Genomic DNA, 17,435 nt, shown 5'->3' with positions numbered 1-17,435 from the left:
GGTTCGAGCTGACGGAGGACAACGCGGCGGCGGTGGCGGGGATCTGTAATCGCCTCGACGGGTTGCCGTTGCCGATCGAACTGGCCGCGGCCCGGTTGCGGGCGATGTCGCCCGAGCAGATCCTCGAGCGGTTGACCGACCGCTATTCCCTGCTGTCCCGCGGCAGCCGGGGTGCGCCGACGCGGCAGCAGACCCTCCGGTTGTCGATCGATTGGAGTTTCGAACTATGTACCGTCGGTGAGCAATTGGTGTGGGGGAGGCTGTCGGTCTTCGCGGGGAGCTTCGAACTCGATGCCGCCGAGCAGGTGTGCGGCGACGGACTGGGTCCGGGCGAATTGCTGGACACGCTGACCTCGCTGGTGGAGAAGTCGATTCTGATCCGGGAGGGGCACGGGTCGGTGGTGCGGTTCCGGATGCTCGAGACCCTCCGTGAGTACGGTTGCGAGAAGCTCGAGCAGATGGGCGAGACCGTGACTTTGCGTCGCCGTCACCGGGATTGGTACGAGGCGCTGGCGCTGGAGGCGGAGGCCGAGTGGATCAGCGCCCGACAACTGGACTGGATCTCCCGCCTGAAGCGGGAGCAACCGAACCTCCGTGAGGCCCTCGAATTCGGTGCCGACGACGACCCCACCGCCGGACTGCGTACCGCCGCCGCGCTCTACCTGTTTTGGGGCTCCCAGGGTCTCTACAACGAGGGACGGCGGTGGTACGACCAGTTGCTCGCCCGCCAGAGTGGCCCACCTACCCTCGAGTGGGTCAAGGCGCTCTACTACGCGACCGTGCTGGCCAGCGTTCAGGGCGACTTCCAGACGGCAGCCACGCTCGTGACGGAGGGCCGCATGTTGACCGCGCAGACCAGCGACACCCTGATGCGCGCTCTAGTCGATGACGCCGATGGCATGCTGGCCCTCTACAGCGGTGAGCCTGCCCGTGCGTACCCTCACCTCGCGGCCGCCGTCGCGGAGTTCAGCGGCCGCGGGTTTCGAACATTCGAAGTAGCCGCCCTGTACCCGTTGGGGTTGGCCTACTGGATTTCCGGCATGACAAAGGAGGCGATCGAGTGTCATGAGCGTGTCCTCACAATCACAGAAGCGCATGGCGAGAAATTGTTTCGATCATTCTCATTATGGGCGTTGGCTATTGCCGTGTGGCGACAGGGCGATGTCGATCGCGCGGTCCGGCTCCTCGAACAATCGCTCGAGCTGGCCCGGCAAGTGCACAGCCCGCGTGTGGCCACCTCATGCCTCGAAACGCTGGCCTGGATCGCCTGTGGAGATCGCGACCCAACGCGGGCTGCGGTGCTGATGGGGACAGCAGAAACGCTGGCGCAGTCGATGGGTAGCTTTGCGGTCGCATTCTCGGATCTTTCTGTCTACCATCAGGAATGCGATCAGATGACCCGTCGGCAAATCGGAGCCACAGCGTTCGAAACAGCCCTCCGCAAGGGCCAAGGTCTCGGATTCGACGCAGCAATCGCCTACGCACTCCACGAGAAACGCCCCAACACCTCTACGGCGTCGACCACTGACACTTCGGTGCACCTGACCAAGAGGGAACGTCAAGTAGCCGCTCTGATCGCCGAAGGCCTGACCAACCTGGCAATCGCCGGTCGCCTTGTGATCTCTCCGCGCACCGCACAAGGCCATGTGGAGCACATCCTGGCCAAACTGGGATTCACCTCCAGGGCTCAGGTCGCAGCCTGGGTCATGGAGCGGACGGACGATTAGACCCCGGCACGTACTGTGGACCAATTCCGCAGGCATGCGTTCAGCGCCCCGGTCGGTGGGCGGTCCTAGGCCCAAATCCTATAGAATTTCATCGGCGACACGGAGACTCGGTCCTTGCGGCTGGGCCGAAGCGGATTCGTCTGGACACCAACGAATTAACCGGTATCGTCCAGCGGGGGACCAGGCAAACCTGCCTGTCCGCCTGACCAGCGGTCGGACTATGTGTGCGCGTTCGGGGAGTTCCCGGCGCGGACCCGTGCAGGCCGACGACTTAGTAGGGGGATACGCACGGGGCCCGGCCTCGGAGGTGTGCGACAGGAGCCCGACTCTTCACGTGATCGTTGGGCTGCCGCGCAGGCGCGATCAGTGGCGGGCGGAACCACTTCAGGGATTTCGCGGCTGGTGCGCAACCACTCCCGCGGTGAACGGTGCCGTGTCGGTGCGTTGATGCTTGGTCCCGACATCGGTGAATAAGTGGCGCCGGTTCAAGAGGGCCTCGCGCTCGCTCGACATTCACGTCGTGCTCGACAACCCGTGCGCGCACTCGACCCCGGAAATCAAAGCGTGGTTGGCGCACAAGAACCGTCGCCGGTGGCACCTGCACTTTCGCCCCGACGTCGAGTTCCTGGCTGAACCTGATCGAACGGTGGTTCAAGGAACTGACCGACAAGCCGCTGCGCCGCGGCGCCTTTACCAGCGTCGCGGATCTCGCCGACGCGATCACGACGTGGGCGGAGCACTGGAACGAGGAACCCAAGCCCTTCGTGTGGAAAGCGACCGCGGAAGACATCATCGCCAAAGTCCAACGCGGCCGCTCCGTCCTCCACGAGATCAAATCGCAGACAGACCACTAGGACCCGGGATGCGGTCGCGAGCTACTGTCAGGTGAGGACTCACTCAGTGGTGGCGTACAGAAGGCCTACTTCGACCCACCCCAGGTAGGTCCAACGGACCGAGCGAGACGATCACTGGCCGTATCGAACCCCCCGCGGCTCCGCACCCGGATTCCGCAAACCTGCCTTCTTCAGTTCGCGGTGTCGCGGCTCGAGTGCAAACTCGACACTACGGCGCGCGGTCCTCCACGGGAGCAGTGCATCCGCCGCGAAGATGTAGGCGACGTGCATCTTCGCCTGTACTGGTCACCATTTTGCGGCCGTGTCAAAACGTCAGGCTGCCCGCTGCTGCTTCGTTGAGAACAAGGCGCGACGATGTCCCCGGTCCGTTGTGAATCACGTGCTCGGCTACCTGCGCCTCGGCGAGATCCCCCAACTCCGGCACCGTCTTCGTGTGCAGATTGCGGCTGTATCGCGGATAGTTTCCACCTGCGACCATAACCCGCACGCGATGGCCGGGTCGGAATGTATGAGCAGTGTCATGTAGCTCCACCGATAGCTCCACCGGAACTCCGGGCGTCAGCCATGAATCCTGACGTCCCTCGCGGTAGCGCGTTCTCAGGGCACCGTCGCAGACGTTGAGCGCGAACCCGTCTGGTTCGACGTCTACCAAGGTGACATAGACGTCAGCGTCCACGGCTGAGCTCTCGAACTCCAACACCAGAGTTTGGGCACCAACGATGGTCATCGGGATTTCGAGCGGCTCCGATGTGTAGACGAGCACGTCCTCGCGTCCGTCCACCGCGCGTTGGTCTTGAATCGCATCGGGTCCTTGGACGGGAAGCCCAAGACCGCCGCCACACGTCGGGAACGGGTCCCGCGGGTCTGCGCTCACGTGGTCCGAGCCAGATGTAAGTCCAACTTCGCTCGCCGGAACGAGGCGACCATCACCACCCGCGCTCCTCGCGGTTCCGTTCGACGTCAGAATCCACTCGCGGACAACGCTGGCCGGCGGCCAGGACGGGGCAGTCGCCCAAGCGTCGGTTCCTTCGACGTAACACCGAACGCCGCCGCCGCCCCCGATCCATGACATCCCCAACGGGAAGCCACTGCCGTCCCCTCCCCTGAGGTGGATATCGAACCACGCAGCCAAGACCGGACCCCATCCGACAGGGCCTCCCGGTGATGAGGTCCCAAGCGGTTCCCTCGCTCCACTGGCCCCGCTGTACACGCCTCGATGTGTCCACGGGCCTGCGATCAGGCGGTGCTTGTCGGAATCCTTCTGTGCAGCGGCGAGGGCGAACATCTCGGGTGCGCACTGGTCTCGGTAACCCGCAATATGCAGGAGCGCCGTCTGACCGATCTCGGGCTTGTCGCTGAGAGACACAGTCGCGCCCGGACGCTCGACCCCAGGCTCGGCAAGCACCCAGTCCAACCAGTACCCGTCCGTCACGGTCGGGTCGGACAGTGGGTCGATGCTCGACAGCGGAAGCGTGTCCCACGTCTCCGCGATAGAACCCATACGAGCCATGATTCGATCCATCGCCGACGTCGCAAATGCGCGATCTTCGAGGCGGGCCACAGTATCCATTGCCATCTTCAGGGCGTACCACGTGACGAAACTGACCTCGAACGGACCACCTGGCGCTCGCGTAGTCCACTGCGTCGGCGCGACCACTGCTACAGCGGCCTTGAGATGAGGAGGCTGGGAAGCGACCGCTTTGTATGTCGTGAGACCCATGCCAGAAGACCCGTACATCCCGACCGAGCCGGTGCTCCAAGGCTGACTTGCGGCCCACTCGACGCAGTCGTAGCCGTCGTCGACGTCCTCGTTGAACTGCTTCCACTTTCCGTCGGATCCGCCACGTCCGCGCGTATCCTGAATGACAACCGCGAATCCCTGACGCGCCAACCAGGCCGGATCCACAATCCGCATGGAACCCATTCCTGCGTCTGTACGGTCGTAAGGATTGCGCTGCACGACGACCGGCCACGGCCCGTCGCCTACGGGCAGGTAGACGTCAGAGAGCAGTCGCACACCATCTCGTGTGTGCATCTCGACCCCGAACGTAACGTTCAGGCCCTCGCTGGCAGACCCCATCTTGCCTTCGTCTGTCGCGGTCATCGATCCTCGTCGCCGTCGAACGCGGTGTCGAAGAACTCCTCGTCGAAAAAGTCCGAAAGAGCAGTCAGAGCAATGTGTACAGGCCCTGCACCGAGGTACCAGATGCACTGGAGGATGGTTTCGTAGATCTCGCGCTTCGTCGCACCGACGCGAAGACACGCCTGAGCATGTGCGATGACGGGATCGTTGATCGGGCCACAGCCAGGGCCGCTGACTACGCTGAGCACGACACAGAGAAGCTCACGCGTCTTCAGGTCCAGCCCTGGCCGCCCGATCAACCCGCCCACAGCCCATTCCCTGCTCATATCTGCAATATCCGGCGACTTCCTCCGGTAGCGCTGACGCATCTCCTCGCCGAGTTCGCCGTCGTAGAGCAACGCTTGTAGCTCACGACCTCGGCGCTGAAGCTCGGGATTGGAAACAAAGGCGGCCATTACTATCTCCCAACTTGATTTTCTAGATGTGATGTCCTGGGCTTGTGCCCAAAGGATCGGGATGTTTTGGGCTTGTGCCCAAAGGGATCGGAAAGTGGCGAGTGGCGTCGGCGGCAAGCAGCCGCGCCGGAGAACTGACCAGCCAGGGCTTCCTAGAAGCTTGCCATCGCAGGAGACGTCGCTCGAGCGCGTTCATGCCTGTGTTCAGCAACGAGGCGACCACAGCGAGGATGATGAGGATCGCGAAGACACCGTCCATCTGGTACGTGCTGGCGTATTGCTGAAGCAGTTGGCCGATGCCATCGCGGGAGGCCATCATCTCTGATGTGACCACCCCTAGAAGGGACCGGCACCCCAGATGCGCTCGGCTCTGCCAACTCGACCACAAGCGACCCATCTTCCTCAGTCGACGTCATTTCGACACATCCATCAGCTTGCTGGTCGCGTCCGAAGTCGGAACGCTCAGTCGCCGCTCTTGTCCACGTCGTGGTCATCGCGCTCCTCCGCTTCATATGTCAGTGACACATGGGTCGGACTCGCATCCCTCGGGCCTGGCTTTCGATCCGAGCCGAGGCGTGACGATGTCCCTGCTACCTCAATAGAAATCATTGAGTGATAGCGATTGCTGCTAAGTGAAACCTACAGTCGTCTCCTCGGTGTGTCAAACGTCTCAAAAAGGGCGGAGGATGCGACGAGCTCACGCACGTCGATAGCGCGCAACTTCGATCGATGGCGAGTTGCGCTGGGAGGGTGCCGAACGAACACGAGCATGGCGCCTCGCGCACGCGACATGTGGGAATTCAGCGATCGCTGGTTCGGCGCCGATCGGCCCCGACCAGCACCATGTCGCCCCACTGCTGCGGAGTCGGGCTCAGTGCGTGAACTCCCGATGCAGCCGGGTCTGCGTCTTCGAAGCGATGAGCCATTCGCCGTCGAGCCTGGAATACGCGACGTGGTAGTGCCCCCAGCCGCGCATGGTTCGGAATGGCCGAGGGGGTGGGCCGTCACGAAACACCAGATCGGCCATCGCCCAAACGCCGTTTGCCGCGTTCGTGGAACTGATGTCGATCTCGCTGCTGAAAAGTTGGTGGACCGTGCGTACGTCCTTACCGTTGCGCGCACCGAGAGTTGCCGCAATCTCCAATCGGCCGCTTGCTCGGAATATCTCGGTCCCGAATTCGTCCAGAGGCGCGAGTATGCCTTCGGGCGTGAAGAGGTTCGCGAGCGCAGTCCAATCGTGCTTATCGGCGAGTCGGGCGTACCGGGCCTCCAGTTGTCGCAACTCCTCTATCGCGAGCAGCCTGTCGAGTGGGCTCATCATGGATGTCCTGCGCTCCTTTCCAGTTGGACCAGCGATGGAGTCTGGCGCCCGGACGCTCTCACTGGGTGCGATTAACCGCCATTCAACGAGCAATCGTACTCCGAGCTAAATCAACTAAATCAAACAGAGGCGAATGGAGGCACGGACGGCCAAGCCCGGAAGCGACTCGGCTGCACCTTCGGAGTCCGGAACCGGCCCGAACAGCACAACACCTTGACAGTCGAAGTTCTCGGATCCATCATCGTCGTAGCATTAAATGATATGAACTGTCATTCAATGAAACGTTCCTCGGTGTGATGTCATCGATACTCGGCTCCAGCTGTCGTCGGTCCAGCAGTTGGAGGTCGATGAACGGTCGCCCCGATTCACTCTTCCCGCGAAGACCGAAAAATACTGGCACGCAATGTTTGTCGCGTCGATCACCTCAAGTCCCGGAACGATCCGGTAACAACCACAGAAGGAAAGAAATGAGTCGCAACTCAATGCTCAGGTACGATGATCGTGTTGCAATTGTCACTGGCGCGGGCCGGGGCGTGGGACGAGCCCACGCCCTCATGTTGGCATCACGCGGTTGTAGCGTGTTGGTCAACGACATCGCAACCGAGGACGATTCGACGGGACCAGCGCATGCCGTCGTCGAGGAAATTGTTGCCTCTGGTGGCAGGGCAGCAGTCAACGAGGACAGTGTCGTCGACAACGCCGCGCAGATTGTCTCTGCTGCTGCTGATGCCTTCGGTAGGGTCGACATTCTGATCAACAACGCGGGCACCACTGAATTCGGCGAGTTCGACACCTTATCCGTCGAATCGTACGAACGACAGATCGCCCTGCACCTCATGGGGCCAATTGAATTGTGCCGTGCTGCTTGGCCCCACCTGAAGAGGTCCGGTGCGGGACGCATTCTGAACACTATTTCTGCGGGGGTCCTGGGACATCCCAACATGGCGAATTACTCGGCTGGAAAAGGCGGGCTGCTCAGCTTCTCCGGCGCGCTCGCTGCAGCGGGCACTCAGTTTCAGATCAATGTGAACTGCATTGCACCGTTTGCGTGGTCCAGGTTGCCCGAGGCGAACGCCGACGAGAACCTCCGTGCGTTTCTCAGCAAGAACTGCACTCCTGATCGTGTAGCAGCGTTCGCGGCCTGGCTCGTGCATCACGAAACCACGGTCTCTGGTGCGGCGTTCGAGGTCGGAGGCGGGGCCGCGGCACGCCTCATCCTTGCTCGCGGGTCCTTCGTCCGTGCTCGCGAAGATTCTCCAGACGCTTGGGCCGAATGTGGAACCGAGGTGTCGAGGATCGAGGGGCTTTTCCCGCTGACAACCGGTGGGGACTTGGTCAATGCGCACATGACGTCGATCCACTCCGAGGGCTCGTTCGACTTCTCAGATGCGTCGGCTGGCGGGATGAGTCGCTGACAAGCCTCTTCCCCCGGCTGAGGGGGAGGAGTTTCCCCTCCCCCTCAGCTGACCCCCATTCCCGCCGAACTGGATACATCAGCTCGACAAGGCGGCGAACGGACAGATGATCACCGAAACTTCACCTTGGTCGCATGCGGTGCCATGTCGTGACGGACTGAAATGTTCGACCGGTCCTGAACAAGAGGTCCTCACGCCACCGTGGTGCAACAAGTTGCATCCCGACCGGCAACCCATCCGCAAATCCGCATGGGACCGCGAGCGCCGGAACTCCGCCGATCGCCCAGGGACCGGTGATGGCGCCGAATCGACGGCTCGTCTCGAGGGTGTCGATTCCGTTGATGAGCGGGGCGGTGGAGCTGGTCGCTGGGGTCAGAATCAGATCGACATCCCCGAATAGCCCCTCCAACGCGCGCCGCCACTCGAAGCCGACCTGGTACAGGGCTGCCAACTCCGATCCAGTGATATCGGCGCCCCGAGTGAGTCGCTGGGCTACGTCCCCGCCGAAGCTCTCGGGGTGAGCGCGGAATCGCTCACCGTGGACGGCGTATGCCTCGGCCAGAAGGATGTGTGCGCAGGCGGTCTCGGCTTCTCGCCACAGGCCTGGCAGTCGGAGATCGCGAACGTCCGCGCCCAGTTCTCGTAATGTGAACACTGCGCCATCCAGACTGTCCTCGAATGCCGGGTCAAGGTCGTCGAAGAAGAAATCCCGGGGTACGCCGATGCGCAGTCCCCGAATGTCGTTTGACTCGGGTGAGGGCTCCACGCGGGCCGGGGGACGGAGTGATCGTGGATCCGCAGGGTCGTAGCCGGCCATGACCCCGAACAGAGCCGCGACATCGTCGACTGATCGCGCCAAGGGCCCGATTGTGTCCAGCGACCAGGACAGTGGGAAGGTGCCCGCGGTGCTGATTGAGCCGAGGGTTGGCCGCAGGCCGGTAACCCCATTCAGAGCCGCAGGGATCCGGACGGACCCGCCGGTGTCAGTTCCGAGTGCACCCATGCACATGTCCGCGGCCACGGCCGCACCAGAGCCGCCACTGGAGCCACCAGGGATACGGTCGGCGTCCCACGGGTTGCGGCCGGTGCCATACCACGGGTTGTCGCAGGAGACGCCGAAGGTGATTTCGTGGAGGAGCGTCTTGCCGAGAATGACGGCACCTGCCGCCCGAAGGCGGGCTACACACTCTGCGTCGCTTCCGGCGATAGCCTCTCGGAAGAGCGGAGAGCCGACCGTAGTAGCTACTCCGGTCACGTCGATGTTGTCCTTGATGCCCAGCGCGAGACCGTCCAACGGCAGGGCCTCGCCGCGCCGGCGTGCTGCGTCGACGCGGTGGGCATCTGCGAGGGCAGCGTCCGGTGTGACCGCGATGAAGGCGCTCAGCTGAGGATTGAGACTTTCGATGCGGCCCAACAAAGCCTCGGTCAGCTCCACCGACGCCACCTCGGTGCGTCGCTGTGGTGCGGCGAGCACTTCCTCTAAATCCGCTGCGTTGAGCATGTGATCTCCCACTCGGAGGTCGGCGCCAGGCCGGCCTGGACGGTCTGGGTAAGTTTCGCTCAGTGAGCGTTACCCGCACTTGTTGATAGTAGTCTAGGGTGATGCAGAGACCTACACGTGACGCGAAGAACTGGAAGTCCAAGCCCTTCTGGCCCAGCCATACGTACGCAGGCGGCAGCGATCCGGACTATCGATTCAGCCTCGCCAACGAGCGCACATTCCTCGCCTGGATCAGGACTTCACTCGCCCTGGTGGCCGCCTCCGTGGCACTGCGGGTGGTGGACACAGGCTTTCCGCCCGTTCTCCGGAAAGGTTTGGCTCTAGCACTGCTCGGCCTCGGCTGTTTCGCCGCCGTTGCTGCGTTCGTCCGGTGGACCATGTCCGAGCGAGCCATGCGCCGCGGCCGTTCGCTTCCCCGCCTCACCGTGGCCCTCCCGCTGGCAATCGCCCTCATCCTCATCGCCGGCGTGGTCGTCGGCACAGTCGTCTGATGCCGGAAGGGCACGTGATCGAAGCGCTCACCGCATCGACCGTGGATTCGGGTCTGGCTGGACCCCGTACGGCGCTTGGATGGCAGCGAACCACCCTTTCGGCCATGGCACTCGCCGCAACCTCAGCCCACTCACTGTGGAATGGCGCAAGCCTCACGACGGTGCTCGCTTTGGCGGCTCCCCTGGCCCTCGCCTTGTGGCTTGCATGGCGGGTCCTGCGCCGCCGCCGTTCGATATCCGGCGACGTCGGACGAAATGCGGCAGCTCTGGCCGCGTTGACACTGGTAACCGTCGCCACTCAGATCGTCGCGTGGGTGTGACTCAGGGCTGCCTGCACTCCGCTCGGGTCACCCTCAGAACAAGGGGTCGGTAAAACCTTCTCGAGCGAAGAAGGCACGGCCCCATGTTCCGGTCTCGCGCGTGCTCGCGGCCCCGATTTCGGTGCCGTAGGAGAGTTCGCCTTGGACCCTTCCATCCGCAAGGATCGGAAATATGCTTGCAGTTCGAAACTGCCGCTGCCCCTGTTCAGGGGCGCGCCGCACTGTCACAGTCAGGGCGACTTCGGCGAAGACGTACCAGTCGCCTGTCAGGCGGTTGAGCACGCTCACTTCGTCTACCGTGAACTCGTCGAAAAACTGTCGCCAATATGCGAGAGCCGCCTCGCGGCCCTCGCCTGCAACCATGGGCCCCTGTCCGGCAAGGTAGTTGCGCGCTCCAAGCAGAAAATCGTGTGCGTAGTCGGCGGTAAGCGCCTCAGCGTCATTGTTTCGCAAGGCTTCGACGATTCTGTCATGGACGAACAAGGCAGCAACGGGACGTAGCGGCAAGTCGGTGCGGGCGCCGGGTGCGCGCGCGATGTCGAAGCGGTCGGGGTCTTTCTCTGAGACTTCTACGTCGTACCGCTCCCACAGAAACTCTCCCACGATTCCGTCAGGCGCCTTCGGGAACAACACCGCGGTGTTGACGGTGTACTCCTGGCCGTCGCGTGTCCCGCGCCGCGAGGCCAAGCTCTCGACGAAGTAGAACCAGTCCGAAGTGATGTGGTGGCGCGCTCGCAGCTTGTCAGGCAAGAACTCCGCTCGGCTGCCCTCGTAGAACGCGCGGACCTGATCAGGTTGGGTCTCTATTCTGATCCGGCCGGGGACCGGCATGAACACGAATCGCGGCGCGGCTTTCGTGATCGTGTCGAGGGTTAGTTCCAGGTCGTCCTGGAATTCGGTCCCGATGTGTGTCTCTGCTGTTCGGAGACTGCCGAGTGCCTGCTCGAAGTAGGTTGGTGCATCCTGCCCCATAGCGGTGATGTCTCCTGTTCCGCCGAGCGTATCCGTCATTTTGCTTGCCCTCTCGGTCCGGCCCGCCCGGCCACAACGCCGGGTGCGGCTTGCATCACCGACACCATACCGCCTAAAGTCAACTGCTGGTAGTTACTCCCGTTCAATGACATAGGGAAGGAATTGGGTGCCCACTACACTCGCCTCGGAACTTGCCGATTTCGCCGCCGAACTTTCGGTCGACGCACTCCCGGACAACGTGGTGCACGCCGCGCAGCTGCACTCCCTCGACACGATCGGGTGTGGGCTGGCCGGCGTCGCGGTGGGGGCTGGAGCCCCTGCGCGAGCCGTCGCCTCCGAGGCTGCCGGGTCAGGGCACTCCACCGTGATCGGAGAGAGCGCGGGTATGACCCCGGCAGCGGCGGCCTTTGCCAACGCCGCAGCATGTCACGCGCTCGACTTTGACGACACCCACACAGCCGGAATCGTCCACATCAGTGCCGCTCTGGTACCCGCAGTCCTTGCGGTTGGTGAGGACGTCGGCGCATCCGGCGCAGATGTAATTGTCGCCCTGACCATAGGCACGGAGATCGTGGCACGCTTGGGGATGTGGAAGGGCCTAGGGGTGCGCGACCGCGGCTTCCACCCCACGTCGGTGCTCGGAGTGCTAGGGGTTGCCACGGCAGTCGGCCGACTCTACGGCCTTGACCACAAGACTGCGGTGAATGCCATCGGTATCGCCGGAAGCATGGCCTCGGGTCTCCTCGGCTATGTCGCCGACGGATCGTCGACCAAACACCTCAACCCGGCCTGGGCGGCTATGTCCGGCATCACCGCCGTCCGGCTCGCGGTCCACGGTGCAACCGGACCGGACAGCGTTGTCGAGGGAAGGTACGGCGTGCTCTCGTCGTTCGCCGACGCCCAGGTCGGTCCGACTATCGACCTCGCCGACCTCGGTCGCACCTGGGAGACGACCTCGATGGCGTTCAAGCCCTACCCGGCGTCCCACTACATGGCGGCACCGCTGGAGGCCATCCGCAGACTGGTCGCCGAAGAAGACATCTCCGCTGACGTGGTCGAGGAGATTGTGGCACTCGTGCCTGACGCGGGTGTCCCCATCGTCCTCGAACCGATAGAGGCCAAGCGACGGCCCGTGACTGGAGCCGAAGCCAAGTTCAGCCTCCCGTACTCTCTGGCCGCCCATTTGGTCCGCGGTTCCGTCGGCATCTCCACTTACACCGACGACGCGGTCACCGACGAGGAGGTACGCAAGCTGGCCGCGAAGGTGCGCTACGAGGTGCACGACTACGGCACTTTCCCGGCATCGCTGCCCGGCGGAGTGCGGGTCCTCACGACAGATGGTCGCGTGCTTCAGGCTGACGTGCCCCACCAGCCGGGATCGCCCACCAACCCTATGACCGACGCAGCTGTGGTGGCCAAGTTCCATGCAAACGCTGGTCTGGCATTGCCCAAGGAGGCTGTGGCGCAGCTCGCGCATACGATTCTGGAGCTTCGCGCCGCCGACGATCTGACGCCGTTCGCGACCCTCGGTCGAGCCCGAACCAGCGAGACAGACCAAGGTCAACGGACGTCGACTAAAGACAACTGAATGCTCAGAGAACGCCTCCTACCTTTGGCACTGGGCACGCCGGTGAACACATACCGGTGAAGCGCGAGGCAGCCCAAGGAGGAGCGCCGGGATGCGGGACTCCACGCGATGCATTGGAGTGTCCGGCAATCGGGCCCGGCGGTGTTCCTGGGCCCTAGGGAATCAGCTGAATTGAAACGATGAAGCGCGGAGCCCCGACTCTTCAAACGTGCCGGCGGCGTTGCTGCAACCGCTCCAGCACGCCGGGTACAGCGTCTGCCGTGGACCGGGCGATGGGTCCCGATACGCTGATGGGCCCGCTCTCGCCCGGGCCCCACTGGGGATAGACACGCCGCGGACTCCCTCGACTGCGTCGTGTACCGACTCGGCGTAGCGCTCGTGACGGATCGTGTGCACTCGATCGGCGAGATGCTCTTCCGCAGCTTCGTCCAACTCGAAGGTTGCGAGCAACAGCTCGAACTCGTCCGGCGACACAGACCCGTTGGTTTCCGCTCCGCACGTGGAGGGAGGACGTCTCACCACCAGAACTGTCGCGCAACCGCTCCAAGAGAGGGACTGCTGCTATCCGGGAATCAAACGAACGTGTCGACCTGTCCACGATCCCGATAAGTCGCGAACCGACTTGATAGTTGCTTGAGCCGCTTGAGCGATGCAGGACCTCGTCATCCTCGAGAGACTGCATGAGCCGCAGGACTGTCGACAGGGAAAGCCCGGTCTCTTCAGCGACGCGGGCTGGCAGGAGGCCCCCAGGCGATCGGGACACGCTCTCCAAAACCGCCAAGATTCGCTCTATTGCCTGCGCCCTGCACGCGGCGGCAAGGCGGAACCCTGCGAGGGTGCCCAGCGGCACGGAACGGGTCGCCGGTGTCGGTGCGGTCGTGGCCGGATAGGGGTGCTGCTCGGTTGGCGCGGTGTTGGGCTCGAGCGGCCAGTCCGGTTCGGGCCGATCGGTGTCGGTGTCAGTGTCGGTGCCGGTGAGCTGGGCATGCGGCGCCGCCCACAGCGCCGCCTGTTCGGCCTGCTTCTTCGTCGGTGCGTGCATCCATTGCGGCGTTCACGGAACGTCGATCACTACCTCACACCCGAGTTCCCAACTCGCACTGGAAGAATTCGGTGATTCCCAGCCGGCGCATCATCAGTGCGACGGGTGCGGGCAGCAGTTCGGCGGCCTCGTTGCTGCGCAGCCGCGGGTGGGTGATGGTGTAGGTCTTGCCGAGGCGGGTGAGTTCCCCTCCGCCGGCGATGACGTTGCGTGCCCAGTTCGGGTTGTTGCTGTAGGCCAGTCCGACCACGATTCCCTCGGCGGTCTTGAAGGCCTGGACGGGGCTGTCGTAGGCGGTGCCGGTGCTGCGGCCGCGGTGGTGGATGACCGCCAGTGGCGGTACATACCTGGCGAGGGGCCTCAGTACCGGGTTGAGAAGCTTCGGCAGCGCTGCCGCGCTCTGCGGGAGTGGCATGGGTGAGTCCTTCGGTGAACGGTGAAGCGGTTGTGAAGACTCAAGGGGCTGTTGCGTATTGGCTGGTGACAATCCTGAGGGCCGCTAACAGACGCTCTCAGATCGGCGGAGAGTGGTTTTAGGGATCGAATCACCCTCCGTCGATTTGGCAACAAACTCTCAAGTTCGAGCTCCCCGCCATTTTGGAACACCCCCTGAAAGGCCGTCAAGGAGCGCTGCGCTCGTTGCCATCACCGGTAACCCAGCGGTAGCGGTATATGGGATGGGTGCGGTATTGGTCAACGAGTCTCGCCGACTACATGGGCGCCGTGGCTTCTTGCGGCCACCCGGGCAGGTAGGTCTCCCGGGGTACCCCCATTGTGTTGAGGAAGCCGGCGACCATGCGATAGAGCCCGATCAGCATGACCAACTCGACCAGCTGTGCCTGGTCAAATAGCTGCGCGACCGGCTCCCAGGCACTGGGGGACACGTCGGCATCTCGCAGCAGCTCGTCGGTGAATCGGAGCAGCGCCCGATCTCGGCTCGGCCAATCGTCCACATCCTCGCGTGCCACTCGCTCGATCTCGCCGTCGCGCACACCCGCCTCGCGTGCGATGAGTACGTGCTGTCCCCACTCGTAGATTGCCTGAGTGCGCCACGCTGTGCGGAGTACGACCAGTTCCCGATCCCGCGGGGTGAGCAGCCCGTGAGCCAGGAATGTGCCCGCCAGGATGTTGAACCGCTTCAGCAACCGGGGATGCTGCGCCATGGTCAAGAAGATGTTCAAAGGGCGGCCGGACGGATCCGCCAATGTTTTCGCCAAGGTCTCGGCCAGCTCGGGACCGACCTCTTCCACCGTGGGCAGACGTTGGCCGTGTTGCTCGGGCACGTGGCACTTCCTTCCATTGACAGGTATCCGGACCCACGCCACAATACATTCATTAGGCGACAGTGACTATCACTAAATGGTAGTCTCTGGTTGCGGGAGAAGCCATCCACTTCGGAGCAGTAGCCCTCGCCGTTCGCAGGAGCATCGCCGGTGTCGCGCTCGATCCGCCGCCGCACGACCCATTCAAAGGAGCCCGACCGTGACAAGCCCACTGAACGACATCCGCATTCTGGAACTCGGCCACGCGCTGGCGGGACCGTTCGCATCGGTGATGCTGGCCGACTTCGGGGCCGATGTCATCAAGATCGAACGCCCGGGGGTCGGCGACAGCCTGCGTGCGATGGGTCCCCAGCGCGGCGGCAAGGGCATCTGGTGGACGGTGACCGGGCGCAACAAGCGGTCGGTGTGCATCGATCTGAAGTCCCCCGAGGGTCTCGCGTTGGTTCGCGATCTCGTGGCGACGAGTGATGTCGTCGTGGAGAATTTTCGGCCCGGTGTACTCGATCGCCTCGGTCTCGGCTACGAGGCGCTGTCGGCGATCAAGCCGGACATCATCATGCTCCGGGTCTCCGGATTCGGTCAGACCGGCCCCTACAGTCACCGTGGAGGATTCGGCAAGATCGCTGAGGCATTCAGCGGAGCAACCCATCTCACCGGTGCCGCCGATGCACCTCCGGTGCACCCGGGCTACTCGCTCGGTGATGCCACGACCGGGCTGATGGGCGCGTTCGGCATCATGCTTGCGCTGCGTCACCGGGACCAGACCGGACAGGGGCAGCAGATCGACCTCGCACTGTATGAGCCGCTGCTGCGGATGATCGAGTGGCAGGTTCCCCTGCACGACGTCGCGGGCACTTCGCCAATGCGCAACGGGCCCCGATTCCCCTTCGACGGAGCGTTCATCACCGACATCTGCCGCACCAAGGACGGGCAGGCGATCGTGGTGTCGGCGGCGACGACCGAATCGTTGACTGCGCTGCGGCGGCTGCTCGTCACAGCAGGGACACTAGGCGACGAGGCCGCTGGGGAGACGGATGTAGTGGCTGCGCTACGGACTTGGGTTGCGTCCCAGACTCGGGAATCAGCTCTCGAGACGCTGCACGAGGCTCGGGTGGTCGCCGACGGAATCAACACGGCCGCCGATATCGGCCAGAATGAGCACATCGCAGCCCGGGACAACCTGGTCACGGTTCTCGACGGGGACCATCAGGTTCGGATGCCCGGCGTCGTGCCGCGGATGACCGGGTCTCCCGGCCAAATCAATTGGGCCGGGGCGGACCTCGGCGAGCACACCGACGAGGTACTGGGGAAAGTCCTCGATCTGAGCGAGGATCGGATACAGGAACTGCGTGGTGCGGGCGTCGTCGGCTGAAATGCCGAACCGAGGCGTGCGATCCTGATGTCCGTCGCGCCCCGTTCCCGCGTGTCCGGGGACGGGGCGCGCCGCTCGGCGGGAGTGCCTCGGGGTGCGAGCTCGACAGGTCGCGTCTGGGTGACTGGTGCGGCGTGGATAAGAATTATGACCTCTCCTGAGTATCGCTATCGCGTCAGGTCGCGGCATCGAGGCGGAGAGCGAGTACTCCGCCCGGAACCGACGATTCACCAGACCCTCAAATCTGTAAACGATAGAGCAGCAGACTTCAGTAGGAAGAAGTGTGGAACGCTCACAACGACAATGACATTCTGGACTTTGCGCTCCTCTGGGAACCACTGGGAGGACTCACACTCCAGAAATCGTCACAACCGCCTTCTCGATTGAGCTCACGGAATTCCATTATCGGCTCCGAAGTGCTGCGCGGCACCAAATGGCCCGAATGCAGCACGGCACAACCTCTCCTGAGGCCGTGTATGCGCTGTCCGCAGTCGTCGACATCCCGCACAGAGAGTCATAGCGTGTGACCGGCAAGATCGTGCGTAGGGCACGACCAGACCTTCCCGTGACTCCCGCAAGACTGACCGTCCAGGTATTGACCCACACCGGTACTAGTAAGAACCCCCGACCCGAGGGGCTTCTAGCTCTGAGTTCCCGAAACGGCCGAAAGTGGTCGTACCGACCCTCCGTAAAAGTGAGCGAACAGAGGACATCTACCTCGCCGACGGCCTCGGCTTGTCGAACGATGCAATCTCTGCCCTACGTGACAAACTCACTTGTCCGAAACCCCTACGACCAGAGTGGGAGTGTGACTCTGGTGGTGTGTCTCGCAAATAATTGTCGATCAATTCGTTAGAATCCGTGCATGAGGAATCCGGTACCCGCTTTGGAGATTTCCGATGGGCAGCGCGTTGTGCTCGAGTCGTTGGCGCGGTCGCAGTCGGGTGCCCACCGGGAGGTGGTGCGGGCCAAGGCGCTGTTGATGGCGGCCGATGGTGTGGCCAACACGGC

Annotated in this window: 15 protein-coding genes and 1 pseudogene; 7 read left to right on the top strand and 9 right to left on the bottom strand. The window is 63.2% G+C overall.

Annotated features, from left to right (window positions below; all coding sequences use genetic code 11):
* On the top strand, window positions 1-1,727 hold a 1,727-nt coding region (locus tag CA951_RS41310; RefSeq protein ID WP_143543204.1), incomplete at its 5' end, for a LuxR C-terminal-related transcriptional regulator.
* A gap of 1,158 nt (window positions 1,728-2,885) precedes the next feature.
* Here CA951_RS41310 and CA951_RS41300 read toward each other — a convergent pair.
* From CA951_RS41300 to CA951_RS41285, 4 genes are all read right to left on the bottom strand, one after another.
* Complete coding sequence (locus CA951_RS41300; protein WP_087562352.1) at window positions 2,886-4,685, bottom strand: CocE/NonD family hydrolase; 1,800 nt, start codon at window positions 4,683-4,685, stop codon at window positions 2,886-2,888.
* Complete coding sequence (locus tag CA951_RS41295) at window positions 4,682-5,119, bottom strand: carboxymuconolactone decarboxylase family protein (RefSeq protein ID WP_087562351.1); 438 nt, start codon at window positions 5,117-5,119, stop codon at window positions 4,682-4,684. The genes CA951_RS41300 and CA951_RS41295 overlap by 4 nt, the downstream gene beginning before the upstream one ends.
* Before the next feature lie 22 nt (window positions 5,120-5,141).
* A complete protein-coding gene (locus CA951_RS41290; RefSeq protein WP_143543203.1) occupies window positions 5,142-5,453 on the bottom strand; it encodes a hypothetical protein in 312 nt (103 codons plus the stop codon).
* A gap of 537 nt (window positions 5,454-5,990) precedes the next feature.
* Window positions 5,991-6,437: a nuclear transport factor 2 family protein gene (locus CA951_RS41285; RefSeq protein ID WP_179220520.1), complete on the bottom strand. Its 447-nt coding sequence runs from the start codon at window positions 6,435-6,437 to the stop codon at window positions 5,991-5,993.
* 299 nt (window positions 6,438-6,736) lie between these two features.
* Between CA951_RS41285 and CA951_RS41280 the strand changes: the two genes are divergently transcribed.
* Complete coding sequence (locus CA951_RS41280; RefSeq protein WP_143543202.1) at window positions 6,737-7,855, top strand: SDR family NAD(P)-dependent oxidoreductase; 1,119 nt, start codon at window positions 6,737-6,739, stop codon at window positions 7,853-7,855.
* 121 nt (window positions 7,856-7,976) lie between these two features.
* Here CA951_RS41280 and CA951_RS41275 read toward each other — a convergent pair whose 3' ends face one another.
* Entirely contained in the window at window positions 7,977-9,290 is a 1,314-nt protein-coding gene (locus tag CA951_RS41275; RefSeq protein ID WP_179220518.1) for an amidase, read from the bottom strand.
* Window positions 9,291-9,457: 167 nt separating this feature from the next.
* Here CA951_RS41275 and CA951_RS41270 point away from each other — a divergent pair, with 167 nt between their 5' ends.
* Both CA951_RS41270 and CA951_RS43160 read left to right on the top strand, forming a co-directional pair.
* The gene (locus CA951_RS41270; protein ID WP_087562354.1) at window positions 9,458-9,847 is read left to right on the top strand and encodes a YidH family protein; all 390 of its coding nucleotides are present in this window, start codon (window positions 9,458-9,460) and stop codon (window positions 9,845-9,847) included.
* Complete coding sequence (locus tag CA951_RS43160) at window positions 9,847-10,167, top strand: hypothetical protein (protein WP_143543201.1); 321 nt, start codon at window positions 9,847-9,849, stop codon at window positions 10,165-10,167. Before CA951_RS41270 ends, CA951_RS43160 begins: the two co-directional genes overlap by 1 nt.
* Window positions 10,168-10,200: 33 nt before the next feature.
* Here CA951_RS43160 and CA951_RS41265 read toward each other — a convergent pair whose 3' ends face one another.
* On the bottom strand, window positions 10,201-11,178 hold the full coding sequence (locus tag CA951_RS41265) for a nuclear transport factor 2 family protein (protein WP_087562346.1): 978 nt from the start codon (window positions 11,176-11,178) through the stop codon (window positions 10,201-10,203).
* A 127-nt stretch (window positions 11,179-11,305) separates the two neighbouring features.
* Here CA951_RS41265 and CA951_RS41260 point away from each other — a divergent pair, with 127 nt between their 5' ends.
* Window positions 11,306-12,727: an MmgE/PrpD family protein gene (locus CA951_RS41260; protein ID WP_087562345.1), complete on the top strand. Its 1,422-nt coding sequence runs from the start codon at window positions 11,306-11,308 to the stop codon at window positions 12,725-12,727.
* Between the two features lie 202 nt (window positions 12,728-12,929).
* Here the strand turns inward: CA951_RS41260 and CA951_RS45300 are convergent, their stop codons facing one another.
* The 3 genes from CA951_RS45300 to CA951_RS41245 form a co-directional block, all read right to left on the bottom strand.
* Window positions 12,930-13,769, bottom strand: coding sequence for a helix-turn-helix domain-containing protein (locus tag CA951_RS45300; protein WP_179220517.1), 840 nt, complete (start codon window positions 13,767-13,769; stop codon window positions 12,930-12,932).
* A 34-nt stretch (window positions 13,770-13,803) separates the two neighbouring features.
* Complete coding sequence (locus CA951_RS41250; protein ID WP_087562344.1) at window positions 13,804-14,184, bottom strand: hypothetical protein; 381 nt, start codon at window positions 14,182-14,184, stop codon at window positions 13,804-13,806.
* A 295-nt stretch (window positions 14,185-14,479) separates the two neighbouring features.
* Window positions 14,480-15,052, bottom strand: coding sequence for a carboxymuconolactone decarboxylase family protein (locus CA951_RS41245; RefSeq protein ID WP_087562343.1), 573 nt, complete (start codon window positions 15,050-15,052; stop codon window positions 14,480-14,482).
* Between the two features lie 199 nt (window positions 15,053-15,251).
* Here CA951_RS41245 and CA951_RS41240 point away from each other — a divergent pair, with 199 nt between their 5' ends.
* Window positions 15,252-16,424 carry a CaiB/BaiF CoA-transferase family protein gene (locus tag CA951_RS41240; RefSeq protein ID WP_179220516.1) on the top strand — a complete coding sequence of 391 codons (1,173 nt, stop codon included), beginning with the start codon at window positions 15,252-15,254 and terminating at the stop codon, window positions 16,422-16,424.
* 865 nt (window positions 16,425-17,289) lie between these two features.
* Window positions 17,290-17,435, top strand: a pseudogene (locus tag CA951_RS43155) (IS630 family transposase); the annotation flags it as partial.

This window comes from Rhodococcus sp. NCIMB 12038, assembly GCF_002165735.1.
In the GTDB taxonomy this organism is placed as follows: Bacteria; Actinomycetota; Actinomycetes; order Mycobacteriales; family Mycobacteriaceae; genus Rhodococcus_F.
Note: the sequence above shows the minus strand (reverse complement) of the source record. Positions and strands in the feature narration are given on the sequence as shown.